We start from the raw sequence: 25,420 nt of genomic DNA, 5'->3' as shown, positions 1-25,420 counted from the left end.
ACGAGACCGGCACACGACACCAGATTCGGATCGTCGAACGTCGCGCGCACCACTGGCGCGTCCTCCTGTGGTGGCTCAGCCGATGCGGCCGACACCGCCGAACAGGTAGACCTCGGGCTCGTCGGACTCCGGGTCAGGGCGCCAGCGTGAGCAGGTGACGACGCCGGGTTCCAGCAGGTCCAACCCGTCGAAGAAGCGTTCGAGCTCCACCTTGGTCCTGGCGCGGATCGGCGTGCCGCCGCGTTCGGTGGTCTCCCGCATCACGCGCAGCATCGGCTCGCCGTGGATCTCCGCCGTGGAATGGGTGAGCACCAGGTGGCTGCCGGCGGGCAGCGCCTGCACCAGTTGCGCGACGGAGCCGTACGCCACGTCGTCGTCCAGGATGTGGTTGACGACGCCGAGGAGCATGAGCCCGATCGGCTGCGTGAAGTCGAGCGTCCGCCGCGCGGACGCGAGGATCGCGTCCGGCTGCCGCAAATCGGCTTCGACGTAGTCGCAACTGCCTTCCGGCGTGCTGGTCAGCAGCGCACGCGCATGTGCCATGACGAGCGGGTCGTTGTCGATGTAGACCACCCGGCAGCGCGGCTCGAGGGACTGTGCGACCTCGTGGGTGTTGTCCGCCGAGGGCAGACCGGTGCCGACGTCGAGGAACTGGCGGATACCGACGTCCCTGACGAGGAACCTGACCACGCGCTGGAGGAACGCACGCTCGGACTTGGCTCCGATGGGGATGTCCGGGATGTGCGCGATGACCTCATCGCCGGCGGCCCGGTCGACCGCGAAGTGGTCCTTGCCGCCGAGCCAGTAGTTCCAGATCCGCGCCGAGTGCGGAACGGCGGTGTCCATCTTAGAGCCTGAGGGGAGCTCCCAGTCCTCGGTCATGGAACGATTCTTTCGCACCGGCGGGGTGATGACGCAACTGGGGCGGCGGTTCGACGGCCCGGCCGAGCTCCGGACTACGAGCTGAAGCTCACCGCCGATGTCCTGGCACAGCTGGTCGCCGACTACGGTATCGCCGCTGCGGAGCTGACCTCGCCGATCACGGTGACCAGCGAGCGGGATCTCGTGGTGTCGATCCTCGGGTATGTCGCTCGGGGCGGCGAACATGACGTCGCCTCCGCCCCGGCGCTGGAGCTCTTCGCCGGCCGGTTCCCGCACCGGTGGCGCTGGGCGGCACCCACCGGTACGGGCCGGGATCCTGATGAGCCGCCTCGGCGTGCCGTCGACCTTGCACCTGGTCAGCGTCGACGACACCGTACGTCGGCTGCTGCCACCGGACGGCGCGTACCTGTCCAGCGGCGTCGAGGACACCTTGCACCCGCACCTGATCGTCCAGTACGACCAGGGTCTGCGGATCCGCGCCGGAGAGATCGACATCACCGCGCCGTTCCCGAACCGGCTGATCTACCTCAACGACCCGGCCAACAGCACGATGCTGCTCAGCGGCGAGTTCGGCGACCGGCTCAGCCGGGCCGACGTGTTGCTGATCTCCGGATTCAACGCCATGCGCTCCGCCGAGAAGCTCGACCGCCGACTCGCCGAGCTGCGCGTGCACATGCGGCGGTTGCCACCCGGGCGGTGACCTACTTCGAGGACGCCGCCTACCACGAGCCCGCGCTCAACCGCCGGGTTCTGGCCGCGCTGCGCGACGCGATCGACGTGTACGGACTGAACGAGGACGAGACGCAGTCCTGTCTCGGGCACCCGGTCGACCTGCTGTCGGCGGCGGAGGTCGCCGACGCGCTGCCGGCCATGCACGCGCTCGTGTCCGTACCGATGCTGGTCCTGCACACGAAGTACTGGGCCGCTGCCTTCGTGACCTTGGCAGACGGGCTCTCCGAACACGGTGACCTCGACCAACGGCTCCGACCTGCCGAACGATCGCTACCGGGACGCGGCGGTCAGCACGGGCATCGGGATCTCGAAGTGCACCACCCGGGAGGCGTGCGGGCTGCCGTCGCGGGGGTCGTGCACCACCTCGGCCACGCTCCGCCAGAACGCCTCCGCCCCGGGGACCCCGGTGTCGGTGTGCAGGTAGACCGCCCGGTAGCCGGGGTGTCCGGCGGCGAACGCGACGGCCCGTCGGACCAGTGCGCGGGCCAGCCCGTTGCGGCGGTGTTCCGGGCGTACGTAGACCCGGAACAGTTGGGCGGTGCTCGCCGCCGGGTAGCGGTCGACGAGCCAGCGGGGATGCGGCGGGCTGTTCGGCGCGGCGGCGCGGACGGCGGTGGTGGCGACCACCTCGTCGCCCTTGACCGCGACGAACAGCGCATGCCGCTCCGGCCGTAGGTAGGTGCCGGCGAGGTCGATGACGTCGGCGTGCCACCGCGGCTGGTAGCCGTAGCCGAACACCTGGTAAAAGGTGTCGAGCATGACGCTGCGGGCACCGTCGAGGTGCTGCGGCGTGGCGGTACGGATGTCGTACGGACCGATGTTCTGGTCGTTCACGTGGTGCTCATCTCTCCGGTACTGGACGTGGTTGCGGGTCGCGGCAGATGTCGCGGCAGGTCGGGGTCGCGCGGTCGCGGCAGGTCAGGGTCGAGCAGGGCGCGGGTCAGCGGCTGCCGGCCGGCGCGCAGCACGGTGGCGGCGGGACCGTGTTCCACGACCCGGCCGTGGTCGAGCACGGTGACGTGGTCGGCGAGCCGGTCGACCACGTCCGGGTCGTGCGTGATGACCAGCAGCGCGAGCCGGTGGGCGCGGCACACTTCGTCGAGCAGGTCGAGGATCCGGTCCTGGTTGACGCGGTCGAGACCTGACGTGATCTCGTCGCAGACCAGCAGCCGGGGTCGGGCCACCAGGGCGCGGGCCAGAGCGGCGCGTTGCAGTTCACCGCCGGAGAGCCGGTCGGGGCGGCGGGCGGCGAGAGCATCGTCGATCCCGACCTGACGCAGCAGGTCGTGGGCGGTCCGCAGCGCGTCGACGGTCGGTTGGCGGTGCAGCCGTACGGCGGGGCGGGCGACCTGGTCGAGCAGGGCGGCGGACGGCTGGAAACTGGCCCGCGGATCCTGGAAGACGTACTGCACGGTGGTGAGGTCGCCCCGCTGCCGGCGGTCGATCGAGCCGGCGAGCCGGCGGCCGTCGAGTTCGATACTGCCGCCGCTCGGTGGGTGCAGGCCGGCCAGGCAGCGGGCGACGGTGGTCTTGCCGCTGCCGGAGCGGCCGACCAGGGCGAGGCGCTGTCCGGGGCCGATGACCATGTCGATGTCGTGCAGGACGGTGCTGCCGTGGTGCGCTGCGGTGAGCCCGGTGACCCGCAGCAGCTGACCGACACCGCCCGGCGGGTCAGCGGCGGGGGTCCGCGCTGGTCGAGCTGGGGTGTCATGGAGGACCGCGTCCGGTGGACCGGAGGCGACGACGGTGCCCCGGTCGAGCATGAGGACGCCGTCGGCGACCGCCCGGACCAGGTGCAGGTCGTGGGTGAGCAGGACGACCGCGACGCCGGAGCCGGCGAGACTGCGCAGTTCGGCGGCGACGTCGCGGCGGTTGAGGCTGTCCTGCCCGGTGGTCGGTTCGTCGGCGACCAGGACGCGGGCACCGGCCAGCAGGGCGTGCGCGATGACCAGCCGCTGCTGCTGGCCGCCGGAGAGCTGGTGCGGGTAGCGCCGCAGCAGGTCGCGGTCGTCCGGCAAACCGACCCGGGCCAGCACCGCCCGGACCGCCTGCCGGATGGCCGCGCGCCGCGTTCGGCGCGACGGCGCCGGGGTGTGCCGGCGGGCGATCTCACGCAGCACCGGACCGATCCGGCGTACCGGGGTCAGCGCCGCCGCTGGCTGCTGCGGAACGTAGCCGACGGTGCCGCCGGTCGGCGGTGTGTCGGGGGTGACCGGGCGACCGTCGATCTCGATGCCGCCGGTCAGCCGGACGCCGGGGCCGGCTTCGCCGAGCAGCGCCCGCCCGAGCGTGGTCTTGCCGCTGCCGGACGGACCGACGACGGCGAGGACGTCGCCGGCCGGCACGGTGAACGACACGTCGCGCAACAGCCGCTGTCCAGCGGCGTCGGCGCACAGCCCGTCGACCCGGATCACTTCGCGACCTCCGGCCGGGCGGCCAGCAGCTGATCGGTGACCAGGTTGACCCCGACGGCGAGCGCGACGAGCAGCGCGGCGGGCACCACGACCGCCCACGGCTGCAGGAAGATCCCGGCGCGGTTGCGGTCGACCATGACGGCCCAGTCGGCGGCGTCCGGGGCGACGCCGATGCCCAGGAAACTGGCGGTGGCGACGAGGTAGACGGCGCCGATGAACCGGATCCCGGCGTCGGCGAGCAGGACCCGGCGGATGCCCCGGGCGACGTACCCGACCGCCCGCCGCCACCACGTCTCCCGGTAGAGCCGCATCGCTTCCATCGCGGGTCCGTGGGCCAGCGGCAGGGCCGCGGCGCGGGTGATCCGGGCGATCTCCGGCAGGGCGATGACGGCGACGACTACCACCAGCGTCACCGGCCCCCGGGGTGCGGTGGCGGCGAGCAGGATGAGCAGCAGCAGCGACGGGACGGCGAGGAGCAGGTCCAGCGGGCGCATCAGCACCTCGTCGAGCCAGCGGCGGCGGGTGAGCGCGGCGACCAGACCGACGGGTACGCCGATCAGGTAGGCCAGGGCGGTCGCGGCGGCGGCGACCGCGACGACGGACCGGCCGCCGAGCAGGAGCTGCCCGGTGACGTCCCGGCCGACGAAGTCGGTGCCGAGCAGCCCTGCCTGGGCGAACGGCCGGGTCCGGTCCGCGCCGGTGCCGACCAGGGCCAGATCGACCAGGGCCGGACCGGCGAGAGCGAGCAGCAGCGGTACGGCGAGCAGGACGACCCCGGTGAGCAGGCGCGGAACCCGGCCGGTCCGCCGAGCCCGGCTGATAATTGGAGCCCGGCCGGTCATCGGGCACCGGCCATACGCGGGGCGAGCCGGAACGCGATCAGGTCGGCGGCCAGGTTGACGACCACGGTGGTGACCGCCACGATCACGCACAGCCCCTGGACGGTGGGGACGTCCCGGGCGGCGACCGCGTCGACCAGGGCGGTGCCCAGACCGGGGATGACGAAGACCGCCTCGACGACGATGACGCCGCCGAGCAGCCAGTCGGTGGTCCGGGCGAGCTGCTGCACGACCGGCGCGGCGGCGGTGGGCAGCGCATGGGCCAGCCACCGGCGACGGGCACCGAGGCCGAGGCGTCGGGCGTGGGCCACGTACTCGGAGCGCAGCGCGTCGACCATGCCGGCGCGGGTGAGCCGGCTGAGTGAGCAGATCGGTCGGGCCAGCAGCACCAGCAGCGGCAGGACCAGCACGGCAGGCTGGGCGAGCAGGTTGGGGCCGGTGCCGACGGCGGTCGGCGGAAACCAGCCCAGCCGTACGCCGAAGACCGCGACCAGCAGGATGGCCAGGGCGAACTCCGGTACCGCGTAGAGACCGACGGCGACGGCGCTGATGGCGCGGTCGAGCCGGCCGCCTTCGCGCCGGGCGGCGAGCATGCCGAGGCCGATCGCGAGCGGGACGAGGACGAGCAGCGTCGCGGCGGCCAGCAGTACGGTCGCTGCGGCGCTGCCGACGATCATGTCCAGGACCGGCCGTTGGGAGATCAGCGATACGCCGAAGTCTCCGTGCAGCAGCCCGGCGAGCCAATCGAGGTACCGCTGCCAGGGTGGCTGGTCGAGGTCGAGCTGTTCGCGGATCAGCGCAATCCGCTCCGGGTCGGGCTGGTCACCGGCGATCACCACCGCCGCGTCGCCGGGCAGCGCCTCGGTGAGCACGAACACGATGGTGGTGATGCCGGCGACCTGCCCGACGCCGAGCAGCAGCCGCCGAACCGTGTAGCGGGTCAGGCTCAAGCCAGCCACACCTTGTCGAACCGGGCCCAGTCGAGGGTGTTGGCGGGTGCCTCGGCGGACACGCCGCCGACCCGGGGCGCGGTGGCGACGAGGAAGTCGGCGAAGCCCCACACCAGCAGCCCGCCCTCGGCGTGCAGCATCCGCTGCATCTCGCCGTACGCCTGCCGCCGGCCCGCTTCGTCGGCGGTGGAGACGGCGGTGGCGTAGAGGTCGTCGAACTCGGGCCGCGTCCACTTGGTGGCGTTCGTCGTCGAGGTGCTCAGCAACCGCTGCGAGATGTGGGTCTCGATCGGCATGGCACCGGAGCGGAAGCAGGCCATCACTCCGTTGTCGAGCACCTCTCGCCAGTACGTGTCCTTGTTGCGTTGCACCGGTTCGACGTTCAGCCCGACCGCGCGGGCCTGGTCGGCGAAGACACTGGCCGCCTCGACGAACCCGGCGGCCACCGGCGCGGTGTCCAGCGGGATTCGCAGCCCTCGCGCGCCGGCCCGGTCGATGAGCGTGCGGGCCCGGTCGAGGTCGGGTTCGCGCTGCGGGATGTCGTCGGCGTAGTACTGGTAGCCCTTGCCGAACAGGTCGTTGCCGATCTGCCCGGAGCCGGACAGGACCGTCTCGACCAGCTGCTGCCGGTCGGTGAGCAGGAACATCGCCTCCCGTAGGTCCCGGTTGTCGAACGGGGGCCGGTCCAGCTTCATGGTGAAGCCCTGCAGGCCGCTGTTGGCCATCCGGGTGATGGCGATCCGGTCGTCGGCGGCGTAGCTGCGGGCCGTGGTGGGGCTGATGTCGTGCGCGTACTCGACCTGCCCGGCGAGCAGGGCGTTGACCCGCGCCGACTCCTCGTTGGCGATCACGTACTCCAGCTCGTCGAGGTGCGCGGCGCCGTCCCAGTAGTCCGGGTACCGGGCCAGCAGCAGCGACGTACCGGGGGTGAAGCTGCTGAACGTGAACGGTCCGGAGCCGATTGGCCGGTCGAACGATTCGCTGCCCTCGGGCACGATGTACGCGCCGAACGCGGCGAGCACGTTGCCGAATTCGGCGAACGGACGGGTCAGCGCGAATTCCACCGTACGGTCGTCGACGGCCCGGCTCGCCCGCAGATCGATCAGGGACAGGCTGGCCTTGGCGCGGAAGGCCCGGTCCGGGTCGGTGATCCGGGCGTAACTGGCCAGCACGTCGGCGGCCCGCACCGGCCGTCCGTCGTGGAAGGTGGCCTCGCGCAGCGGCACCCGCCAGCGGGTGAGATCGGCGTTGGGCTCCCAGCCCAGTGCGAGCCGGGGCTGGATCGACACGTCCGGGCCGTAGTCGGCGAGCTTGTCGAAGATCGCCTTGGCCCGGGACGCCTCGTTGAACAGGTTCGCCAGGTGCGGGTCGAGGCTTTCGGTGGCGCCGCCACCGGCGAACGCGACCCGCAGCCGGCCACCCCGCTTCGGCGTGCCGCTGTTGACGGCGGTGTCGGAACCAGCGGGGGCGTCGGCGCCGCAGCCGGCGAGGAGCGCGGCGGTCACGGCGGCACCGCCGCCGAGCAATGTTCGGCGGCGTAGTCGGGCAACAGTCGACATGTCAGTTCTTTCCTTCCGAGGGGATTTCAGCGGGGATTTCAGGCCGCGTCGTCGCGGCGGCGGGCGACCAGGTGCAGGCGGTCGCCGCGTAGGCCGGTCGCCAGCTCGGCGCCGGGACGCCAGGGCGGTTCGGTACGCGGGCCGGGGGCGTCGAACAGGGCGAGGATGTCGAACCCGGCGCCCTCCAGCAAATGGCGCAGTTCCTGCGGGAAGAGCAGCCGCCACGCGGAGTTCTGCACGAGTTCCTGCTCAGCACCCGGCCAGGTCCACATCCGACGGCGGCGCAGCAGCTGCGCCGCGGCGTCGATCCACAAGGTGGTACGGGACGTGTAGGTGACGCCCTGCCAGCGCACCGACCGGATGCTGGGCCCGTCGACCAGGTCGGTGTTGCCGAGGAAGTACGCGCCGTTGCGCATCTCGGCGATGAGCAGCCCGCCGGGGGCCAGCTGCCGGCGGCAGCTGGCCAGCGCGGCGGTCAGGTCGGCGTTGCCGTGGCAGTACAGCAGCGCACTGTCCAGGCAGGTAATCACGTCGAAGCGCAGGTCGAGGTCGAACGTACGCAGGTCACCTTCGACGAACCGGACCCGCTGGTGGCGGCGGCGGGCGTAGGCCAGCATCCGGGTGGACAGGTCCAACCCGGTGACGTCGAAGCCGGCGTCGGCGAGGTACCCGGCGTCGCGGCCGGTGCCGCAGCCGAGGTCGAGCAGCCGCCGGCCGGGCGGGCCGGGCGCGAACCGGTCGACCAGGTCGGCCACGAACCTGGCCGCCCGGTGCTCCGGGTCGGGAAACTGGGCCTCGTACAGCTGCGGGTTGTCGGTGAGCAGGTTGCCGCCCGCCACCACCGGCCCGCCCGCCACCACCGGGCCGCCCGTCACGACAGGTCCGCCCCCGACCACCGGCCCGCTCACCGGGCCGCCTTCTCAGCGGCGGCCGGCACCGTACGTGGGGCGAGCAGGCCGCGGCGGTGCAGCGTCCACACGGCGGCGCCGCAGGCCAGGCCCAGCCCCACGCAGAGCAGCCACGCTCCGGCGGGTACGGCCGGTGCCGCCCCGTCCGGCTGGCCACCGGTCTGCATGAACCGGCCGACGGCGGTGGTGGCCAGCGCCGCCACAACCCCGGAGGCCAGGTAGAACACCCCGAAGTAGGTGCCGGTCAGCCCGTCGCGGGCAAAGCCGGGCACCAGCTCCAACACGAACGGCTGCGCCATCATCACCCCGACCGCCAGCGCCAGCGCGGCGACCAGCGTCGGCAGTGCCCGCACCGGAGGCGGGCCGGTCACCGGCAGCAGCGGCAGCAGGAAGCTGAGGCCGGCCACCGCCATCCCGGCCGCGATGGACACCCCACGGCTGCTCCGCTGGCGCAGCCACCCGGTCAGCCGGACCTGCCAGGCGAGGGTGGCCACCGTGGACACGACGAAGAGTGCCGCCACCGCCAGCGGGGTGCCGGCGGCGGCCTCGGCCTGCACCGGCAGCACCAGGTACAGCTGGGTCTGCAGGGCGAACAGCGCGCTCAACGCCACCGTGAACGCCAGGAACCGGCCGTCGGTCAGCGCCTCCCGCCAGTCCCGGCCGACGCTCTGCCCGCTTCGGGTCACCGGGTGCGGTGGCAGCACCAGCAGTTGCGCCACGGTCAGCGCGGCGAACACCGCCGTCGCGCCGATCGCGGCGGCCCGGAAGTCGACCAGCAGCAGCGCGCTGCCGAGCAGCGGCCCGAGTAGCGCACCGGCGCTGGCGAAGACGTTGAACAGGGCGAACGCCTCGGCCCGGCGCTCGGGAGCGGCCTCGGCGAGGTAGGCGCGTACCGCCGGGTTGAACAGCGCCCCGGCCAGCCCGGTCAGCACCGAGGCGGCCAGCAGTGCGGGCAGCGACCCGCCGACCGCGAACACCGCGAAGCCGACCGCCCGCAGCCCGCAGCCCGCGATGATCACGCCGCGTGCGCCGAGCCGGTCGGCGGCCGACCCGCCGACCAGGAACAGTCCCTGCTGGCTCAGGTTGCGTACCCCGAGGACCAGGCCGACCAGGGTGGCCGACAGGCCGATGTCGTCGCGCAGGTAACCGGCCAGGTAGGGCAGCAGCAGGTAGAAGCCGACGTTGACCCCGAGCTGGTTGACCACCAGCAGCCGGATCGCCGGTGGAAAGCTGGTCAGCGTCGTCCAGGTCGCCCTCACCGCACCGCCTCCGTCACGCCGAGGCCGGGGGTCTCCGCCAGGCGCAGCACGCCGTCGTGGCCGCCGATCCCGGTCCACGGGTCATCGGCGATCAGCAGGTGCCCGTCCAGGTCGACCCAGCGGGCGAGGCCGGCCAGGTGCACGGCCGGTGCGACGCCGAGCGTGCTGGCGACCAGGCAGCCGAGCATGATGTCCAGGCCGCGTTCCCGGGCCGCCTCGACGATCCGGGTGGCGGCGGCGATCCCACCGCACTTGGCCAGCTTGACATTCACCCCGGCGACCGCGCCGGTGAGCCGGTCCAGGTCGGCGAGGCGCTCGGCGTCCTCGTCGGCGACGACCGGGATCGCGGTGCGGGCGGCCACCCGGGCCAGCAGGTCGGGTCGCCCCGGCGGGGTCGGCTGCTCGACGGCGTCGATCCGGTACGGGGTGAGCGCGTCGAGCCGCCGTACCGCCTGCTCGGCGGACCAGCCGCCGTTGGGGTCGAGCAGCAGCCGGGCCGTCGGCGCCTCGGCGCGTACCGCCGCCACCCGGGCCACGTCGGCGTCGTCACCGGCCTTTACCTTCAGCACCGCGAACCCGGCGGCGACCAGCCGCCGCGCGGTCGCCGCCGCGTCCGCGACCGGCACCAGCCCGATCGTGTACGCCGTGGCGACCGGCGTCGGCGCCGGCGCTGCCAGCAGCCGGTGCACCGGCAGCCCCCGGGCCTGGCCGAGCAGGTCGTGCACGGCGGTGTCCAGTGCCGCGAGCACCCCGGCGGGTCCGTCGAACGTGCTCAGCTCGTCGCGCAGCATCGCCGGATCGACGCAGCCGGCGAGCCGGTCGGTCCAGCCGGCACAGGTACGTTCGACCGCGGCTCGGTCGAGTCCGTAGTAGCGGCTGGTGACGACCTCGCCGTGACCGGTGAGCCCGTCGTGCGTGACGGTCAGCCGGACCGCTTCGCGGTGCGCCATCACCGACCGGGAGATCCGCAGCGGTTCGCGCAGCACCAGCCGGTACGGGTGCCAGGACAGTTTCATGCCGGCACCCGCTCGTGGCGCAGCGGGTCGCTGACCACCCGGCAGCGGCTCCACCGGGTGACCTCCACCGCACCGGGGTGCGGTATCTCGACCGGATGGCCGGGGGTGGGGCCGAGTAGCCCGTGCCGGCCGCACCAGCCGTCGTCGAAGATGGAGTCAAGGTAGCGGTGCGGTCCGTCCGGAAAGACCGTCAGCACCCGGGTGTCCGGCTGGGTGCGGGCCACCCAGGCGGCGACTCTGGCGACCGCGCCGGTGGACCATCCGCCGGTGACGAACGCCGTCCGGGCCAGCCGGCGGCAGGTGTCAACCGCCTCCGCCGGGCCCAGCCAGTGCACCTCGTCGAACGCCGGATAGTCCACGTTGTTCGGATAGATGCTGCTGCCCAGCCCGCGCATCACCCGCCGCCGGGCCGGCTGGCCGAAGATCGTCGAACCGATCGTGTCCACGCCGATCAGCCGCAGCCGCGGCCAGTGCCGGCGCAGCGCCCGGGTCAGCCCGGCGCTGTGCCCGCCGGTGCCGACGCTGCACACCAGCACGTCGACCGCGTCGACCTGGGCGGCGATCTCGTCACCGAGGCTCACGTACCCGGCGGCGTTGTCCGGGTTGTGGTACTGGTCCGGCCAGTACGCGCCGGGCAGCGTCGCCAGCACCTGCGTCAGCCGTTCCCGGCGGGCCTGCTGCCAGCCACCGGTCGGGTGGGGCCGCTCAACCACCTCCAGCCGGGCCCCGTACGCGCGCAGCAGCGCCCGCATCGACGGCTCCAGCTCCCGGTCGACGACCAGCACCACCGGGTGGCCGAGAGCCTGCCCGGCGAAGACCAGCCCGATACCGAGGGTGCCGCTGGTCGACTCCACCACCGGCGCGCCGTCGCGGAGTTCGCCGCGTCGCCGCGCGCCGGCCAGCATCGCCACTGCCGCGCGGGACTTCATCCCGCCCGGCGCGACGGACTCGGCCTTCGCCCAGAAGCCGCCGTGCGGGTGCGGCAGCGGCGCGTCGACGTAGATCAGCGGGGTGTGCCCCACCAGGTTCAGCAGCTGCGGCGCGCTCACCCGGACACCCCGTACCGGTAGATGGTCGTCGGGCCGCCGTCGAGCCAGAAGAACGGGTACGGCTCGGCCGACACCGCCGTCAGCCCGGCGCCGCGGAACCACGGCAGCACCGCGCTACCGGTCTGCGCGAACACCACGAACGGCTTGCCCTCGGCGGCGGCGTGGCCCAGCAGCGGCTCGAAGGTGCCGTTGCCGAGCGTCATTCCCGAGGCGAGGATCGCGTCGCAGCGGTCCAGCAGCGCCGCCGCGTCGGGCAGGCACGGCTCGTCCCATTCGGTGCGGCCGCCGGCCAGGTCGCACGGCAGGTACTGTCGGCCGGCGGCCCGGAGCCGGGCCAGCAGCGAGTTCACCACCCCGACGACCAGGACCGGGCCGCCGGTCGGCGGCAGCAGGTCGACCACGGCGGCGGCCCGGGCCTGCGACTTGGCCAGCGAGCCGCCGGCGGGCACGGTGACCACCGTGTCGGCTGCCTCCGCGTGCGGGCGCTGCGCCATCAGGTACGCGTCGAGTGCGGCCACCCGCACCGGGAGCAACGGATGCGCGAGCAGGTCGGCGACCGTGGCGCCGACACAGTCGTAGACGACCTCGTCGGGCAGCTCGCCGTGCTCGACCGCGCAGGAGCCGACCGCCGCGTCGACCCGCAGGCTCAGCACCTGGTTGCGGTAGCTGCGCAGCCGGTTCGAGTGCCGCGCGCCCTGCCTGGTCACGAACCCCACACTGACCTGGCAGCGGGTCGGGTCCACACCGTGGCGTCCGGCCCGTACCGCGTTGATCAGCGCGGCGAGGGACCGGTACGCCGGCCGGGTCGGCGATCGGGACACGGCCGGTCGGGTCGGCGACACGGACGTCGCCGGACTGCCGTCGGTGGACGCCGTCATACCGCCGCTCCGGCCGGCGCGGCGGCGGACCGGTGCCGGTCGGTGTTGCCGTCGTCGTCGACGTACCCGACGCGTACCTGTGCGGCCAGGCCGTCGGCGATGGTGCGCGCGTCGGCCCCGGCCGTGTCGACCACCATCACGTGGCCCAGGTAGTCGTTGTTGCTGCCGCTGTCACCGGCCCGGTGGCCGGCGGGCTTCACCGACCAGTCGACCACCCGTGGGTCCGCCTGCCAGGCCCCGGTACCGTCGACCCGGGCGACGACGCCGGGGCGCGGCGGTAGGACGAACGCGATCGCCGCGCTGCGTACGCCGGTGTCGGCGGGTGTGAGGTCGGGGGTCTCGCCGAGCGCCAGTTGCGCGTACACCATGGGCAGGTCGATGCCGGTGACCCGGCGCACCAGTTCGGTGATCTGGTTGCCGGCCGGCCGGGGGTTGACCTCGACCACCCGGGGCCCGGCCGGGGTCAACCGCAGTTCGGTGTGGGCGACCCCGCGGTCCAGCCCGACCGCCGCCAGCGCAGCCACCGCCACCGCACCGGCCCGGCGGGTGGTCGCCGGGTCGAGCGGCGCCGGGAACATGTGTCCGGTCTCGACGAACCCCGAGGCGCCACCGAGGCTCTTGTCGGTCACCCCGACGACTGTCGTGTCCCCGTCCACGGTGACCGTCTCCACGCTCACCTCCGGGCCGGACAGCAGCTGCTCCAGCAGCACCGTCGGCACCCGGGGCTGGTGCCGGGCGTTGACCGGGAAACCGGTGAGGGCGTCGAACGCCGTCCGCAGCCCGGCCTCGTCGGCGACTTCGCGCACGTACATGCCGGCGCAGAGGTCGACCGGTTTGACCACCAGCGGGAAGCCCAGCTCCCGGGCGGCCCGTGCGACATCGGACCAGCTCTGCCCGAGCGCGTACCGGGGTTGCGGCACGTCGACGGCGTCCATCGCCGCCCGGGCGAGGTCCTTGCGGTACGCCCGCCGTACCGCGGCCGGGTCCGCGCCCGGCAGCCGCAGGTGGGCGGCAAGTTGGGCGGCGGTGTCGAGGTAGTAGTCGCAGGAGGTAAGTACGCCGTCGAAGCGCAGCGCCCGGTGCAGCTGTTCCGCGTGCTCCAGCAGTCCGGGCAGGTCGTTGGTCTCAGCGGTCAGCACATTGTGGGCGGCGAGCAGCGGATGCGCACCTCCGGCCGGCGCGCCGCGCAGGTAGTGGTGCAGGTCGCGGGTCAGGAAGGAGAACCGGTGCCCGGCCTCCAGCACGGCCCTGGGCAGCAGGTGGGCCATCGCACCGACCCAGCTCTCCACCAGCAACACATGCGCCATCGACGCCTCCTCGCTCGGGAACCGGCATGGCGATGATAACGGTTTTCGTTTGTGGAGCATAGGTGCCCGCCATCCGGCCGGCGGTCAGTGCGGCAGTGGCCCCGAGGGCTCACCGCCGCTACTGGCCTGCCTCGGCCCGTGGAGCGGATGTCGGCGGGTGGAGACCGGTCAAGCCCGTCACAAGCAGCAGGTACGCGGTCAGCTCCAGCAACGCGGTGAGTGCCGGGACAGCCGATGGCGTCCACCAGGTGGACCCGACGGCGTAGGCGGCGGACCAGGCGAGCTGGTCGCCCGCGTACAGGGGCAGCGGCACAGCTCGGATGGCCGCGTCCACCTGGGGCAGCGCGGTGACGGCGAGTAGCGCCGCGCCGGCCGAGGCCAGCCACCGGCGGTGCCCGGCCAGCGCCGTGGCGAGCGCCAGCGCGGCCAACCCGAGCCCCAACGGCGGCAGCACCGCCAGGCTCACGGCGATCACCGAGCCGGCCAGGTCCGCCCCGGTCGGGTGGTCACGGTGGTCCGCCGCCAAGGTCAGCCAGATGGCAGAGATCCGGATCACCGTGTACCCGGTGATCACCGCGGCTGCCAGTGCTGTGGCGACCGCTGTCCGGCGCCGCCGGGGGTGGCGGTGCCACACCGCGAGCAGTATCGCCACCGCGGTCAGCGACGCCCAGCAGATGGCGAGGCCCGCCTCGACGCCAGCGAACCGGTCGACGCCGGCGGTATCCGGCCGCAGCACCTGCCAGCCGTAGCCTGCGGCCTGGTCGGCAGGCATCGTCCGGGCGGCGTCCAGCATCAGTACGGCGAGCGCCGCCGGCACCGTCCAGCGCGGCGTCGGCAGCCCGCTGACCACGGCGTAGGCGACGAGCAGACCGATCGCCAGCACCTCGGCATAGCGCCAGACCGGACTGTCCGTCAGGATGCCGACGGCATGGACCAGGGTGCACCCGCCTGCGGCGGTCAGGAGAATCGGTCGGACGGGTGTCAGGCTTCGAACCTGCCGGTCTTGATGTCCTGGACGAAGCCGGTCCACTGGGTCGGGGTGAAGGACAGCACCGGCCCAGCCTGGTCCGTGCTGTCACGCACCTCGGTGGCCTGGTCGACGTACCTCGCCTCCACGCAGGCACCGTTGTGGCCGCTGCGGCTGCTCGTGCGCCACTGGTTGTCGAGTGCCTTCATGGTGTCTCCCTATCCCGGAGGTCCTTGATCATCTCGGTCGATGCTGCGGGTGACAGGGCAGATGCCCGCAGGTCGTCGAAGACCTTGGCGCACCTCTGCACATCCTCACCTTCAGCGTAGAGGTCTCCGGTCAGCCCTTCGATGTAGACCACCCCTGGCCCTTCGTCGAAGCTGAGGATGTGGAAGCTCGACAGCATCGAGGCGTATGCGCCCTCGCCGAACGGGATGACCTGAATGATCACGTTCCACCGGTCCTGGGCTTCGAGCAGCGCTGTCAGCTGGTTGGTCATGATCTCCGGTCCGCCGATCCGGCGGTGCAGCACTGCCTCGTCGATGACCGCGACCAAACGAAGCCTCTCCTCGGTGAGTAGCTTCTGTCGCTCCACGCGGACCGCGACCCGTTCCTCTACGGCCTGCGGCGTGGGCTGCTCAACGGCGGCGGCGGCGATCGCACGGGTGTAGTCGACGGTCTGCAGCAGGCCAGGCACCACGAGCGTCTCGAAGTTCTGGATCGTCGTCGCGGCGGACTCCAGTCCGATGTACTGCCGGTACGAGTTCGGCAGGTCTCCGTACTTCGCCCACCAGCCGCGTTGCTTGCCGCTCCGCGCCATCGACAGCAGGGTCTCGCGCAGCTCGGCGTCGGCCACGCCGTACAGGTCCAGTAGGGCGTTCAGCGCCGGACCCTTCAGCCCGACCCTGCCCTGCTCGATGCGGCGCAGGGTGCTTGCCGAGACTTCGATGGTGTCAGCTGCCTTCTCGGTGGTCACGTTGGCTTCCTCGCGTGCTCGGCGGAGCTGCACGCCGAGCTGGAACCGTACGAAGGTCGGGCTCGTCATGCCCACATTCTGCTCCTGACGCCTCGATCTCGGCCATCCATATTTCGTCAATCCTGGATGGCTGCCAATCCTTGACTCCACAAAAGTGCGCGCGCAAACTGTACGCACGAGCCACACCGCGCAGATGCGGGGGGCGGGCATGTCTCAACACGTCCCTGTCAACCGGGGGCACTGGCCGAAGGAATCCCGGTGAGCACGCACACTCCGGATCGTCCCCACTGGATGTGTGCGAAGTGCGGACTTCCATGGCCGTGCGACGCGCGCCGCCAGGAGCTCCTCGCCGAGTACACCGGCGCACGGGTGTCGCTGTCGGTCTACATGGCCACGTGCCTGATAGACGCCATGACCGACCTGCCGCTGCACAGGTCCGGGTACCTGTACTGGCGGTTCATTGGGTGGTGGCGCTGATGCCGTGTCGATCCCACAGGAGGGGATGTCGATGATGGAAGTGGGAGCGTTGTTCAGCGCGGCGCTACTCGGCTTCTGTGCCGGGTTGTGGTCGTTCAAGGTCAAGTCCAGGTGATGCCCGGACTGCGGGCGTACGACGTACCCGATGGCGGATCGGCCTGGTGGGTAGCCGGTAACTCGCCACGCCGGAGCCGAAGCCCGGCGACGTGCTGATCATCGGCCGGGAAGCCAGCGTCCAGTTCGCCGACGACCGCGCCATCCGACTCCGGGTCATCGCCGTCGACCGGAAGTGGACCTACGACGGGTGGATCTGGCTCACCGGGTACGTCATCGACCGCCACGGCAACGCCGCCGACCGGCGGGAGATCTTCGTCCAGCGCCACGGACTTCACCGACTGCCACGGCGCATAGAAACCCGACCATCGACCAATTGATCAAGGGAGAGAAATGATCACCGAGATGATCCGTGACTGGTGGCTGCGCTGGCTCGACTGGCGCTCCGGCCGGTCCACGGCGTCCAAGCGGCTGTACCACCTGCGCCGCGAGTCGCGGCGACAACGGCAGACGACGCCGACATCTGCCCGTCACCGCCGACTCGACAGCAACCGGGGACACCACTGGTCCACGCAGGCCACCGAACTGGTCCCGACCCTGCGCCCACTGATGACCTACGGCCAGCAACTCGGCTACCGGGTCGTCCCGCACGGCTCACCCTGACCGGCCCCGCCCCCTACACCCACCAAGCCGGGGATCATCAAGATCATGTGAGGCTGAGATACCTTTCGGCCGGCGGATGAGGTATCTCAGCCTCACATCGTGGCGTCGGTGATCCACTTGCCGGGGAGGAGGATCTGTGCCGTCGGCTCCGTAACACCTCACTGGCGCACATTTCCCAGCTAGCTAGCGCGTTCCCGAGTGCGTCGACGACCGCGTGGCTGACCGCGACGACCGGAGTCGGGCCGGCGCAGCACGGGGTGCCCGGCAGCGTGTAGCGCGTGCCCGGCCGTGGTTGCCCTGGTGCACGCCGCCGATCCGGCGCAGGCCGCCCGGGTCCGCGCGGCCGGTGCCGAGCCTCGGACCGTCACCCGCAGCCTCGCCGAGCTGGACCGGCTCGCCGCCGGACTCGACCGGCGGGCCGCCAGCGCCGACTCCGCGGTGCACTCCTGGTACGTCGACCCGGTCACCAATACGGTGACTATCGAGGCCGCCGACGTCGCGGCGGCCGCCAGCTTCGCCCACGCCGCCGGGCTGCCCACCACCGCCACCTCAGTGGTAGGCAGCGACGACGCCTACCGCCCGGTGTACGACATCCGGGGCGGTGACCAGTACGTGATCAACAACAGCGTGCTCTGCTCGGTCGGCTTCGCCGTCGCCGGTGGATTCGTCACCGCCAGCCACTGCGGCGGCGTCGGTGCCTCCACCGCCGGCAGCGGGGTCGCGCAGGGCACCTTCCGGGGGTCGTCGTTCCCCGGCGACGACCTGGCCTGGGTGCAGACCAACGCCAACTGGGTGCCCCGGCCGTGGGTGAACAACTACGGCGGCGGCACGGTCAACGTCACCGGCTCCCAGGAGGCGGCCGTCGGTGCCGCCGTCTGCCGGTCCGGCCGGACCACCGGCTGGCGGTGCGGCACCATCACCGCCAAGAACGTCACCGTCAACTACTCGGGCCAGCTCGTCTACGGACTGGTCTCCAGCAGCGCCTGCGCGCAGCCCGGTGACTCCGGCGGCTCGTTCCTCGCCGGCACCCAGGCGCAGGGCGTCACCTCCGGCGCCGGTGGCACCTGCAGCTCCGGCGGCACCACCGTCTACCAGCCGGTCAACGAGATCCTGTCCCGCTACGGCTGTCGTTGACCACCACCGGTGGCGGCCAGACCAGCCGGATCATCGGGCTCGCCGGCAAGTGCATCGACGTACCGAACTCCAACGGAGTCGACGGCCAGCACCTGCAGTTGTACCGGTGCAACGGCACCAACGCGCAGAACTGGACCTTCCCCGGCGACGGCACCATCCGGGCACTGGGCCTCTGCATGGACGTCGCCTGGGGCTCGACCGCCAACGGTGCCGTGGTGCAGCTCGCGACCTGCAGCGGCAACCCGGCCCAGCAGTGGGTGCTCTCCAGCGCCGGTGACCTGGTCAACCCGCAGGCCAACAAGTGCGTCGACGTGGTCGACTGGAACACCGCCGACGGTGCTCGCCTGATCATCTACGAGTGCCACGGCGGGGCCAACCAGAAGTGGCGGCGCGGCTGACCGTCGCGTCGCTGCCGATTTCCCGGCAGTCCACCGCGCCGGAACCGGGCGCGGGCTCGTCTGCCCCGAGGCGGTCGGAGGGCGGCCGCAGCTTATGTTGGCAGGCGGGTGCGGTGTGCACTCGCGGCGGCCGATCACGGACACGTCGCCTACCTGTACGACGGCCGGCCGGTGCGAGCGCACTGGGCGGGAGAGAGGATCGAGACGTGGGGATCTACGACATTCCGCTCACCACCCTGGCCGGGCAGCCCGGCTCGTTGCGGGACTTCGCCGGCAAGGCACTGTTGGTGGTCAACGTGGCGTCGAAGTGCGGGCTGACCCCGCAGTACGCCGGCCTGGAACAACTGCACGAGCGGTACGCCGACCGGGGCTTCTCGGTGGTCGGCTTCCCGTGCAACCAGTTCGGTGGCCAGGAGCCGGGCAGCGCCGAGGAGATCCAGGAGTTCTGCTCGGCGACGTACGGGGTGACGTTCCCGATGTTCGCCAAAATCGAGGTCAACGGGCCCGGCCGGCACCCGGTCTACGCCGAGTTGACCGAAACCGCCGATGCCGACGGTGCGGCCGGTGACATCCAGTGGAACTTCGAGAAGTTCCTGATCGCGCCGGTCGGCCGGGTGGTCGGCCGGTTCCGGCCCCGGGTCGAGCCGACCGACGACGCGGTGGTCGCCGCGATCGAAGCACAACTGCCCGGCTAGGGAGCTACCCGACTGTCTCGCGGGCGACCGGCCCTGGGCTGGGGCCGGCCGTACGGTCACCCGTTGGTTGAAGGTCTGCTTTGAGTGACCCACGCAGTGCCAGATCTACCGGGGCCGGTGGGCGAATGCTAGGAATCCTCCTGGGGCTTGCCGGCCGTACCGTCGGTCTGGTCCTCGCCGGCCAGAGCGGACCGCAGCCGTTCCTTCTCAGACCGGCGACGCTCGGCGGACTCGGCGATCTGCTGCGCCATCTCGTCCCGCCAACCGCGCATCAGAAACCAGGACAACGCGGCCGAGAAAATGACCGCGATCATAAGTTTCAGAAAGACGTTGATGTCGACCGGCCAGAGGGCCAGCACGACGATCACGAACAGCCCGATCCGGCCGAGCGTGTACTTCACCGCAGGGCTCATGCCTCTCCTCACCGGCCGTCCAGCCACCGGACGCCATGGAACCAGACCGCCGCGTACACCAGGGCGAAGACCGCTGCCCCGATCCCGCCGCCGGCCGTCGGCGGCAGGTCGGCCGCGATCCCGGCGGCGAGCAGCCCGGAGGCGACCCCGACCCCGGTCGCCACGGCGGCGGCGACGAACCGGACGGAGCCGCCGGCCCAGGCCCGAAAGTCGTCGGCGAACAGCCACGCCGGCAGGATCACCGCCAACCAGCCGTTCGACTGGCCGAGCCGACCGTCGCCGATCAGCGTGAACACGCCGTCGAACAGCAGCAGCACGACCAGGCCGATCACCAGGCCGGCGCCGACCACGCCGAGCAGATCCGGCAACGCGACCACCCGACCCGCGGCGTCCCGGCGCGGAAGACTGTCGCTCTTCGATTCCATCATGACCAGGACGAGGGTACGCCTGGGCCGGTGCCGCACCCGGACCAGGTTTGCCGGGCCGCCACCCGGATAGCCGGCCAAGATGGCAGCCGACCCCCGGTGGTACGGGGCACCAAGGGTCGACGCCGCCAGGTTTGAGCCGCCTACCGCTGCGGTGAAGGTGTCCGGATGCATCCGCTGCACCTGAGCTATGCCCTGGTCGGCGTGCTCGCCGTACTGCTGGCCTTCTGGTCGAGCGCCATCCGCCGCGCACCGGTCAGCGAACCGCTGCTCGCGTTGCTGCTCGGCGTCCTGGTCGGCCCGGTGTCCGGGCTGATCGATCCGTCCCACCACGACACCATCGGCCTGCTCCGGGAGGCCAGCCGGATCCTGCTGGCCGTGTCGCTAATGGCGGTGGCGCTGCGGTTTCCCGCCACCGGGTACCTGACGGTGACCCGCCCGGTCGGGGTGCTGCTGACCCTGGGCATGGCCGGGATGGCGGTGGTCAGCGCCGGTCTGGCCTGGCCGCCGCCGGCCGGCCGGACAGCAGGTGGCCGAGGCGGCCTGGGGCGTCGGCGGTGCGGTCCTGGTCGGCGTGGCGGTCGGCTGCCTCGCCGGCTGCCGGTGGTGCTGGCCCTGCGCCCGGCGCTGGGCGCTGGGCGTGTCGTGGCGGGACACGGTGTTTCTCGGCTGGTTCGGCCCGATCGGCGTGTCCGCGTTGTTCTACCTGACCTACAGCTTCGCCGAGGGGGCGACGGATTTCCGGCTGTGGACGGCCGGGACGCTGGTAATCGCGGCCAGCACCCTGGTGCACGGGGTGACCGCCACCGCCGGTCGCCGCTGGTACTCCTCAGCGACTTCCCGGGGCGTCGGCGGCCGGTGACGCCGCCTGGCACCGCTGGATGTCCGGCCGGTGTTCGGGCCGGGCCGCCGTGGTCAGGTCGGCGAGAATGCTGTCGATCAGCTCGATGACCCTCGGCTGGTCAGTGGCTGCCTGTCGGACGTCGGTGATCGAGGTGGCTGGCGAACGACTGCCGGCGGACGTGGACCCGGACCGTCCCGTCGTCGTCCTGGACGATCCTCGGCCGGTCCGGCCGGTCGGCCAGCCGGCGCAGCAGGTCGTGCGCCTCCTGCAGGGCCCGGACGGCGGTGGTGGCGTCGTTGATGCCGGGCGAGAGCGCTCGTTCGGCGATGTCGGCGAGCTGCCGGAGCCCGAAGCCGACGTCCTGGCCGGGGATCCGTTCGACGCCGACCTCGACGGCCTGCTCGGCCAGCTTCGCGTCGACCGGGCCCGGCGGGGTGTCACCGACGGCGTGTACGGCGACCAGCGGCATGCCGGCCACGACGAAGTCACCGGGGATCCGCTCGACCGTGAAAGCGCAGCCGTATCGGCGGGCGAGCCGCGCCAGCATTGTGGTGTCGACTTCGACGATCACCCCGGTATCCGGTGCCGCCAGCACGTCGACGATCGGTCCGTCCGGGGAACCGTCCGGATCGGTCGGCCGGGGCGCCCACCGGTCGATGCTGCGCCTGCTCTGTACCCCGATCGCCGCATCATGTGCGAGACCCGCATCAGCGCGGTCATGTGGTGCAGGTAGTAGATGAACATCCCGGTGCTGCCCAGCACCAGGGCCATCGACACGGCCAGCGACAGCGCCGGCAACCGGGCCTCGGAACGGCCCGGTAGCGCGGCGAGGACCACCATCGCGAACAGGAACGTCGCGACGAAGGTGCCGAGGGTGGCCTGGGTGACCCGGTCGCGCAGGAACGTCCGCAGCACCCGGGGTGAGTACTGGCTGGAAGCCAGCTGGACCGCGACCACCGTGATGGAGAACACCAGCGCGGTGAACGAGATCATCGCGGTGATCACCGAGGACAGCAGCGATCTCGCGCCCTCCGGCCCGCTCGGCAGAAAGCCGTCCAGCCGCAGCCGCAGATCCAGGGCGGTGAGCAGGATCGCGCCGAGCACCGCGCCGGTCGCGATCGCCGCCGGCACCGCCCAGAAGCTGCCCCACACGCCACGGAGGCGGGGCAGGATGCCACGCGGCTGACTCACCGCAGTGTCCTACCCGCGCCGGGGCGGGTCGACACCTGTCGGCGGAGTCAGACCGGTCCGGCTGCCTCCGCGCCTTGCTGAACGAGTCCAGTCAGGCCCAGATCTGCTGCGGCTCGGCCCGCCGTTCGGCCAGCGCCGGCGGCCGGTCGTACTCGCGTACCACCTGGTAGCGGGTGTCCCGCTCGACCGGCTGGAAGCCGGCGTCCCAGATCAGGTGCAGCAGGTCCTCGCGGTGCATGGTGTTCGGTGTGCCGTAGGAGTCCGCGTCGTGGGTGATCTTGTACTCGACCACCGACCCGTCCAGGTCGTCGACGCCGAAGTTGAGCGACAACTGCGCCACGGACAGCCCGTGCATCACCCAAAAACACTTGACGTGCGGCACGTTGTCGAACAGCAGCCGGGACACCGCAAAGGTCTTCAACGACTCGGCCGGTGCCGCCATCGTGGTGCGCTCCTGGATCCGGTTCCGGATCTTGCCGTCCGCCGAGTCGACAAAGTCGTGCTGGTAGCGCAGCGGGATGAAGACGGTGAAACCGCCGGTCTCGTCCTGCAACTCGCGCAGCCGCAGCACGTGGTCCACCCGGTGCCGGGGTTCCTCGATGTGCCCGTACAACATCGTTGACGGCGTCCGCAGCCCCTTGCTGTGCGCCAGCCGGTGAATCCGTGACCAGTCCTCCCAGTGGCAGGCGTGGTCGACGATGTGCTGGCGGACCTCCCAGTCGAAGATCTCCGCGCCGCCACCGGTCAGCGACTCCAGACCGGCGTCCATCAGCTCGTCGAGGATCTCGTCCGCCGGCAGCCCGCTGATCTTTTCAAACCACTGCACCTCGGTCGCGGTGAACGCCTTGAGCTTGACGTTCGGCAACGCCGCCTTCAGCTCGCGCAGCACCTTCGGGTAGTACCGCCAGGGCAGGGTCGGGTGCAGGCCGTTGACGATGTGCAGCTCGGTGAGCTGCTCGTCCTCCATCTCCTTGGCCTTACGAACGGCCTCGTCGATGCGCATCGTGTACGCGTCCTTCTCGCCCGGCTTGCGCTGGAACGAGCAGTATGCGCAGGAGGCGCTGCACACGTTGGTCAGGTTGAGGTGCCGGTTGACGTTGAACATCACCCGGTCGCCGTTGAGCTCGGTCCGCCGGTGGTGCGCCAGCCGGCCCAGCCAGGCCAGGTCGTCGCTGGCGTACAGGTCCACCCCGTCGGTGTGGTCCAGCCGCTCCCCGGCGTACACCTTCTCTTCGAGCTCACGCTTGCGACCAGCGTCCACGTCCGCCACGCCCCTTCCCGGCCGGCCACGCCGACGACCCGCCGTCGACGACCATCAGTCGTGATCCGCGTTCGAGGGTACGTCCCGGGACCGTCGGTCGGCTCGTCGCCCGGCGGCACAGCGACCTGCGTCATGCCCAGGCCGGCAACCTCTCAGCTTCTCGTTACCTCACGACTCATCGACATCAGCAGCCCCGTGCGGTAAGACCGATGTGGGACAGGCGACACCAGGCGACGCGACTCGGTTCCGGCGCATCAGCACCGGACAAACGCGCCGTACGGGAGCGAGCGGGCAGGCATGGCACGAAGAAGCAGGGGCGCGGCGGTGGGCCAGCGGCGCGACGGAGCACGACGGCAACGCCGGTTCGTGATGGTCGGTGCCGTTCCGGTCCGGCTGAGTCCGGCCCTGTGGGCCGGCCTGCTCGGTGCCGTCACCGCAGTCGCCCTCGCCTCCCCGGTGTACGCCCAGCCGGCGACCGTGCCGGACACCGGCAGCCGGCCGGTGCCCGCCGGCGGCCTGCAGCTGCCCGGCACCGGCCCGACGACCAACGCGCCGGCCATCACACCCACCCCGGTGGAGGGCCCGCTCGCCGCGCAGATCTACGCCGGTGAGACCGAGGTCGCGCTGCTCGGTCAGCAGTTGCTCGAGCTCGAACAGGAGCAGACCGCGGCGGAGACCGCACTGGCCGCCGCCGAGCAGTCGCTGCGCGAGGCGCGAACCGCGCTGATCGAGGCGCAGCGGGACGCGGACATCGCGGCGTCGTACGCGCTGAAGGACGCCGCCGCGATGCCGCCCGGCGAGTACCGCGGTGACCTGCACGGACTCGGTGCCCTGTCCCGGCTGCAACGGGGCCAGCAGCCCGGCGTCGGCACCGACGCCGCCAACCGGGACGTCTCGCTCGCCGCAGCCGCCGAGCAGGAGGCGTACCAGACCTACACGGCGGCGCTGGCCCTGGTCGACGCGCTGCGCAGCGAGTTCGGCAGCACCGAGGGCACGTTCAAGCAACGGGAGACCGCGCTGCTCGCGTTGAAAGAGCAGAACACCGAGCAGCTGGTGGCGATCGAACGCCAGCGGGAGGCCGCCGAGCAGGAGATCGGGCAGGGCATCGACGGGATCGACGGTGCCGCCGCCCACCCCCGTGCCGTCGCCGCCCTGGAGTTCGCCCTCAAGCAGCTCGGCAAGCCGTACCTGTGGGGGGCCGAGGGGCCGCACCGCTACGACTGTTCCGGCCTGATGTGGGCGGCGTACCGGTCGCCCGGCGCCGACTACTTCAGCCTGCCCCGGGTGGCCAAGGACCAGTACTACGCGACCCGGCACAACAAGGTGGACCGGTCGGCACTGCTACCCGGTGACCTGATTTTCTTCGCCTCCGGGTCCAGTTGGACGACGGTGCACCACGTCGGGATGTACGTCGGCAACGGCAAGATGGTGCACGCGCCGACCACCGGAGACGTGGTCAAGGTCTCCACCGTCTGGTGGTCCCGGTTCTACGCCGCGACCCGGGTGATCCGCGAGGTCGCACCGACCCCGTCGCCCACCCCGACTCCGACGCCCACGCCATCGCCGGACCCGTCGCCCACCCCGACTCCGACGCCCACGCCATCGCCGGACCCGTCGCCCGACCCGTCCGACTCGCCGTCGCCGGACCCCACGGATTCGCCGTCGCCGGACCCCACGGATTCGCCGTCGCCTTCCCCGTCACCGTCGACCAGCCCGTCCACGCCCGGTCCGATGCCGACGCCGAGTGACCCCAGCCCGTCGCCGACCGGCTCTGGGACTCCGGATCCGGACGCGAGCGGCTCCGGAACCCCGGATCCGGACGCGAGCGGCTCCGGGACGCCGACCAGTACCCCGAGCGAGTCGAGTCCCGCTTCGGCCGGCCCGAGCGCGTCGGCTACGTCGGCCGGCACGCCGAGCGCAGGCCCGCTGGAAGGCTGACCGTACGTCCTCCGGTCGGACCGTTGCGCCCAGGACCGGACAGACGGCCACGGTCGGTACGCCGATACTCCGGCTGCGCCGAGGTGCATCGGTATGGCACGGTAAACCGGCGGACTCCTCACCGGCCGGAGGTGTTCCGGTGAGCTGGCACGGGAGGCAGTGATGGACGAAGCTCGGCCCTGGTCGTCGGT

The 25,420-nt window shown here is 71.9% G+C and carries 26 protein-coding genes and 1 pseudogene; 7 read left to right on the top strand and 20 right to left on the bottom strand.

The annotated features are described in order from the left end of the window. Nucleotides 1–75: 75 nt before the first annotated feature. A complete protein-coding gene (locus ACFHW1_RS26440) occupies nucleotides 76–882 on the bottom strand; it encodes an SAM-dependent methyltransferase (RefSeq protein ID WP_416550742.1) in 807 nt (268 codons plus the stop codon). 319 nt (nucleotides 883–1,201) lie between these two features. Here ACFHW1_RS26440 and ACFHW1_RS26435 point away from each other — a divergent pair, with 319 nt between their 5' ends. Next, nucleotides 1,202–1,582: an ADP-dependent glucokinase/phosphofructokinase gene (locus tag ACFHW1_RS26435; RefSeq protein WP_416550740.1), complete on the top strand. Its 381-nt coding sequence runs from the start codon at nucleotides 1,202–1,204 to the stop codon at nucleotides 1,580–1,582. 302 nt (nucleotides 1,583–1,884) lie between these two features. Here the strand turns inward: ACFHW1_RS26435 and ACFHW1_RS26430 are convergent, their stop codons facing one another. The 14 genes from ACFHW1_RS26430 to ACFHW1_RS26365 form a co-directional block, all read right to left on the bottom strand. Then, the gene (locus ACFHW1_RS26430; RefSeq protein WP_416550738.1) at nucleotides 1,885–2,448 is read right to left on the bottom strand and encodes a GNAT family N-acetyltransferase; all 564 of its coding nucleotides are present in this window, start codon (nucleotides 2,446–2,448) and stop codon (nucleotides 1,885–1,887) included. Continuing rightward, a complete protein-coding gene (locus tag ACFHW1_RS26425) occupies nucleotides 2,445–4,028 on the bottom strand; it encodes an ABC transporter ATP-binding protein (RefSeq protein ID WP_416550736.1) in 1,584 nt (527 codons plus the stop codon). The genes ACFHW1_RS26430 and ACFHW1_RS26425 overlap by 4 nt, the downstream gene beginning before the upstream one ends. Next, a complete protein-coding gene (locus tag ACFHW1_RS26420; RefSeq protein ID WP_416616370.1) occupies nucleotides 4,025–4,870 on the bottom strand; it encodes an ABC transporter permease subunit in 846 nt (281 codons plus the stop codon). The genes ACFHW1_RS26425 and ACFHW1_RS26420 overlap by 4 nt, the downstream gene beginning before the upstream one ends. Continuing rightward, nucleotides 4,867–5,817 carry an ABC transporter permease gene (locus ACFHW1_RS26415; RefSeq protein ID WP_416550732.1) on the bottom strand — a complete coding sequence of 317 codons (951 nt, stop codon included), beginning with the start codon at nucleotides 5,815–5,817 and terminating at the stop codon, nucleotides 4,867–4,869. Before ACFHW1_RS26415 ends, ACFHW1_RS26420 begins: the two co-directional genes overlap by 4 nt. Further along, entirely contained in the window at nucleotides 5,814–7,376 is a 1,563-nt protein-coding gene (locus tag ACFHW1_RS26410; RefSeq protein ID WP_416550730.1) for an ABC transporter substrate-binding protein, read from the bottom strand. Before ACFHW1_RS26410 ends, ACFHW1_RS26415 begins: the two co-directional genes overlap by 4 nt. Nucleotides 7,377–7,414: 38 nt before the next feature. Further along, nucleotides 7,415–8,251 carry a class I SAM-dependent methyltransferase gene (locus ACFHW1_RS26405; protein WP_416550728.1) on the bottom strand — a complete coding sequence of 279 codons (837 nt, stop codon included), beginning with the start codon at nucleotides 8,249–8,251 and terminating at the stop codon, nucleotides 7,415–7,417. Nucleotides 8,252–8,280: 29 nt separating this feature from the next. Then, nucleotides 8,281–9,543 (bottom strand): MFS transporter, encoded by a 1,263-nt coding sequence (locus tag ACFHW1_RS26400; protein ID WP_416550726.1) that lies wholly within the window; start codon nucleotides 9,541–9,543, stop codon nucleotides 8,281–8,283. Further along, nucleotides 9,540–10,559, bottom strand: a complete 1,020-nt coding sequence (locus ACFHW1_RS26395) for a dipeptide epimerase (RefSeq protein ID WP_416591856.1) — start codon at nucleotides 10,557–10,559, stop codon at nucleotides 9,540–9,542. The genes ACFHW1_RS26400 and ACFHW1_RS26395 overlap by 4 nt, the downstream gene beginning before the upstream one ends. Continuing rightward, nucleotides 10,556–11,608, bottom strand: a complete 1,053-nt coding sequence (locus tag ACFHW1_RS26390) for a PLP-dependent cysteine synthase family protein (protein WP_416550722.1) — start codon at nucleotides 11,606–11,608, stop codon at nucleotides 10,556–10,558. Before ACFHW1_RS26390 ends, ACFHW1_RS26395 begins: the two co-directional genes overlap by 4 nt. Further along, entirely contained in the window at nucleotides 11,605–12,486 is an 882-nt protein-coding gene (locus ACFHW1_RS26385) for a Rossmann-like domain-containing protein (RefSeq protein WP_416550720.1), read from the bottom strand. The genes ACFHW1_RS26390 and ACFHW1_RS26385 overlap by 4 nt, the downstream gene beginning before the upstream one ends. Continuing rightward, the gene (locus ACFHW1_RS26380) at nucleotides 12,483–13,793 is read right to left on the bottom strand and encodes an ATP-grasp domain-containing protein (RefSeq protein WP_416550718.1); all 1,311 of its coding nucleotides are present in this window, start codon (nucleotides 13,791–13,793) and stop codon (nucleotides 12,483–12,485) included. The genes ACFHW1_RS26385 and ACFHW1_RS26380 overlap by 4 nt, the downstream gene beginning before the upstream one ends. Nucleotides 13,794–13,911: 118 nt before the next feature. Next, nucleotides 13,912–14,676, bottom strand: a complete 765-nt coding sequence (locus ACFHW1_RS26375; RefSeq protein ID WP_416550716.1) for a hypothetical protein — start codon at nucleotides 14,674–14,676, stop codon at nucleotides 13,912–13,914. Nucleotides 14,677–14,774: 98 nt separating this feature from the next. Then, nucleotides 14,775–14,969, bottom strand: a complete 195-nt coding sequence (locus ACFHW1_RS26370; RefSeq protein WP_416550714.1) for a DUF397 domain-containing protein — start codon at nucleotides 14,967–14,969, stop codon at nucleotides 14,775–14,777. Continuing rightward, nucleotides 14,966–15,805, bottom strand: a complete 840-nt coding sequence (locus ACFHW1_RS26365) for a helix-turn-helix domain-containing protein (RefSeq protein WP_416616368.1) — start codon at nucleotides 15,803–15,805, stop codon at nucleotides 14,966–14,968. Before ACFHW1_RS26365 ends, ACFHW1_RS26370 begins: the two co-directional genes overlap by 4 nt. A 614-nt stretch (nucleotides 15,806–16,419) precedes the next feature. Here ACFHW1_RS26365 and ACFHW1_RS26360 point away from each other — a divergent pair. From ACFHW1_RS26360 to ACFHW1_RS26345, 4 genes and pseudogenes are all read left to right on the top strand, one after another. Next, complete coding sequence (locus ACFHW1_RS26360; RefSeq protein WP_416616366.1) at nucleotides 16,420–16,647, top strand: hypothetical protein; 228 nt, start codon at nucleotides 16,420–16,422, stop codon at nucleotides 16,645–16,647. Between the two features lie 13 nt (nucleotides 16,648–16,660). Beyond that, nucleotides 16,661–16,930 (top strand): hypothetical protein, encoded by a 270-nt coding sequence (locus tag ACFHW1_RS26355; protein ID WP_416550706.1) that lies wholly within the window; start codon nucleotides 16,661–16,663, stop codon nucleotides 16,928–16,930. A 297-nt stretch (nucleotides 16,931–17,227) separates the two neighbouring features. Continuing rightward, nucleotides 17,228–18,462: pseudogene (locus ACFHW1_RS26350) on the top strand (ricin-type beta-trefoil lectin domain protein); the annotation flags it as partial. Between the two features lie 206 nt (nucleotides 18,463–18,668). Continuing rightward, a complete protein-coding gene (locus ACFHW1_RS26345; protein WP_416550704.1) occupies nucleotides 18,669–19,157 on the top strand; it encodes a glutathione peroxidase in 489 nt (162 codons plus the stop codon). Nucleotides 19,158–19,285: 128 nt separating this feature from the next. Here ACFHW1_RS26345 and ACFHW1_RS26340 read toward each other — a convergent pair whose 3' ends face one another. Beyond that, nucleotides 19,286–19,570 (bottom strand): DUF4229 domain-containing protein, encoded by a 285-nt coding sequence (locus ACFHW1_RS26340; protein ID WP_416550702.1) that lies wholly within the window; start codon nucleotides 19,568–19,570, stop codon nucleotides 19,286–19,288. An 8-nt stretch (nucleotides 19,571–19,578) separates the two neighbouring features. Further along, on the bottom strand, nucleotides 19,579–19,995 hold the full coding sequence (locus tag ACFHW1_RS26335; RefSeq protein WP_416551082.1) for a hypothetical protein: 417 nt from the start codon (nucleotides 19,993–19,995) through the stop codon (nucleotides 19,579–19,581). Between the two features lie 529 nt (nucleotides 19,996–20,524). Here ACFHW1_RS26335 and ACFHW1_RS26330 point away from each other — a divergent pair. Continuing rightward, entirely contained in the window at nucleotides 20,525–20,857 is a 333-nt protein-coding gene (locus ACFHW1_RS26330) for a hypothetical protein (protein WP_416550698.1), read from the top strand. Nucleotides 20,858–20,957: 100 nt separating this feature from the next. Here the strand turns inward: ACFHW1_RS26330 and ACFHW1_RS26325 are convergent, their stop codons facing one another. The 3 genes from ACFHW1_RS26325 to mqnE form a co-directional block, all read right to left on the bottom strand. Then, a complete protein-coding gene (locus tag ACFHW1_RS26325) occupies nucleotides 20,958–21,410 on the bottom strand; it encodes a DUF2254 family protein (protein WP_416616363.1) in 453 nt (150 codons plus the stop codon). Next, a complete protein-coding gene (locus ACFHW1_RS26320; protein WP_416616362.1) occupies nucleotides 21,407–22,030 on the bottom strand; it encodes a DUF2254 family protein in 624 nt (207 codons plus the stop codon). Before ACFHW1_RS26320 ends, ACFHW1_RS26325 begins: the two co-directional genes overlap by 4 nt. Nucleotides 22,031–22,121: 91 nt before the next feature. Next, on the bottom strand, nucleotides 22,122–23,291 hold the full coding sequence (gene mqnE / locus ACFHW1_RS26315) for an aminofutalosine synthase MqnE (RefSeq protein ID WP_416551081.1): 1,170 nt from the start codon (nucleotides 23,289–23,291) through the stop codon (nucleotides 22,122–22,124). Nucleotides 23,292–23,588: 297 nt separating this feature from the next. Between mqnE and ACFHW1_RS26310 the strand changes: the two genes are divergently transcribed. Next, on the top strand, nucleotides 23,589–25,229 hold the full coding sequence (locus ACFHW1_RS26310) for a C40 family peptidase (RefSeq protein WP_416616360.1): 1,641 nt from the start codon (nucleotides 23,589–23,591) through the stop codon (nucleotides 25,227–25,229). The last annotated feature ends 191 nt before the right edge of the window (nucleotides 25,230–25,420 follow it).

It is taken from the genome of Micromonospora sp. LOL_014 (assembly GCF_048060245.1).
Lineage (GTDB): Bacteria > Actinomycetota > Actinomycetes > Mycobacteriales > Micromonosporaceae > Micromonospora_E.
This window is presented reverse-complemented; position numbering and strand designations above follow the sequence as displayed.

What these genes read in the sequence shown, in the direction of transcription:
- ACFHW1_RS26435 (WP_416550740.1), top strand. Translation starts at nt 1,202, where the DNA reads ATGAGCCGCCTCGGCGTGCCGTCGACCTTGCACCTGGTCAGCGTCGAC.
- ACFHW1_RS26340 (WP_416550702.1), bottom strand. Translation starts at nt 19,570, where the DNA reads ATGAGCCCTGCGGTGAAGTACACGCTCGGCCGGATCGGGCTGTTCGTG.
- ACFHW1_RS26410 (WP_416550730.1), bottom strand. Translation starts at nt 7,376, where the DNA reads ATGTCGACTGTTGCCCGACTACGCCGCCGAACATTGCTCGGCGGCGGT.
- ACFHW1_RS26385 (WP_416550720.1), bottom strand. Translation starts at nt 12,486, where the DNA reads ATGACGGCGTCCACCGACGGCAGTCCGGCGACGTCCGTGTCGCCGACC.
- ACFHW1_RS26440 (WP_416550742.1), bottom strand. Translation starts at nt 882, where the DNA reads ATGACCGAGGACTGGGAGCTCCCCTCAGGCTCTAAGATGGACACCGCC.
- ACFHW1_RS26355 (WP_416550706.1), top strand. Translation starts at nt 16,661, where the DNA reads ATGATCACCGAGATGATCCGTGACTGGTGGCTGCGCTGGCTCGACTGG.
- ACFHW1_RS26420 (WP_416616370.1), bottom strand. Translation starts at nt 4,870, where the DNA reads ATGACCGGCCGGGCTCCAATTATCAGCCGGGCTCGGCGGACCGGCCGG.
- ACFHW1_RS26335 (WP_416551082.1), bottom strand. Translation starts at nt 19,995, where the DNA reads ATGGAATCGAAGAGCGACAGTCTTCCGCGCCGGGACGCCGCGGGTCGG.
- ACFHW1_RS26380 (WP_416550718.1), bottom strand. Translation starts at nt 13,793, where the DNA reads ATGGCGCATGTGTTGCTGGTGGAGAGCTGGGTCGGTGCGATGGCCCAC.
- ACFHW1_RS26365 (WP_416616368.1), bottom strand. Translation starts at nt 15,805, where the DNA reads ATGACGAGCCCGACCTTCGTACGGTTCCAGCTCGGCGTGCAGCTCCGC.
- ACFHW1_RS26370 (WP_416550714.1), bottom strand. Translation starts at nt 14,969, where the DNA reads ATGAAGGCACTCGACAACCAGTGGCGCACGAGCAGCCGCAGCGGCCAC.
- ACFHW1_RS26395 (WP_416591856.1), bottom strand. Translation starts at nt 10,559, where the DNA reads ATGAAACTGTCCTGGCACCCGTACCGGCTGGTGCTGCGCGAACCGCTG.
- ACFHW1_RS26310 (WP_416616360.1), top strand. Translation starts at nt 23,589, where the DNA reads ATGGCACGAAGAAGCAGGGGCGCGGCGGTGGGCCAGCGGCGCGACGGA.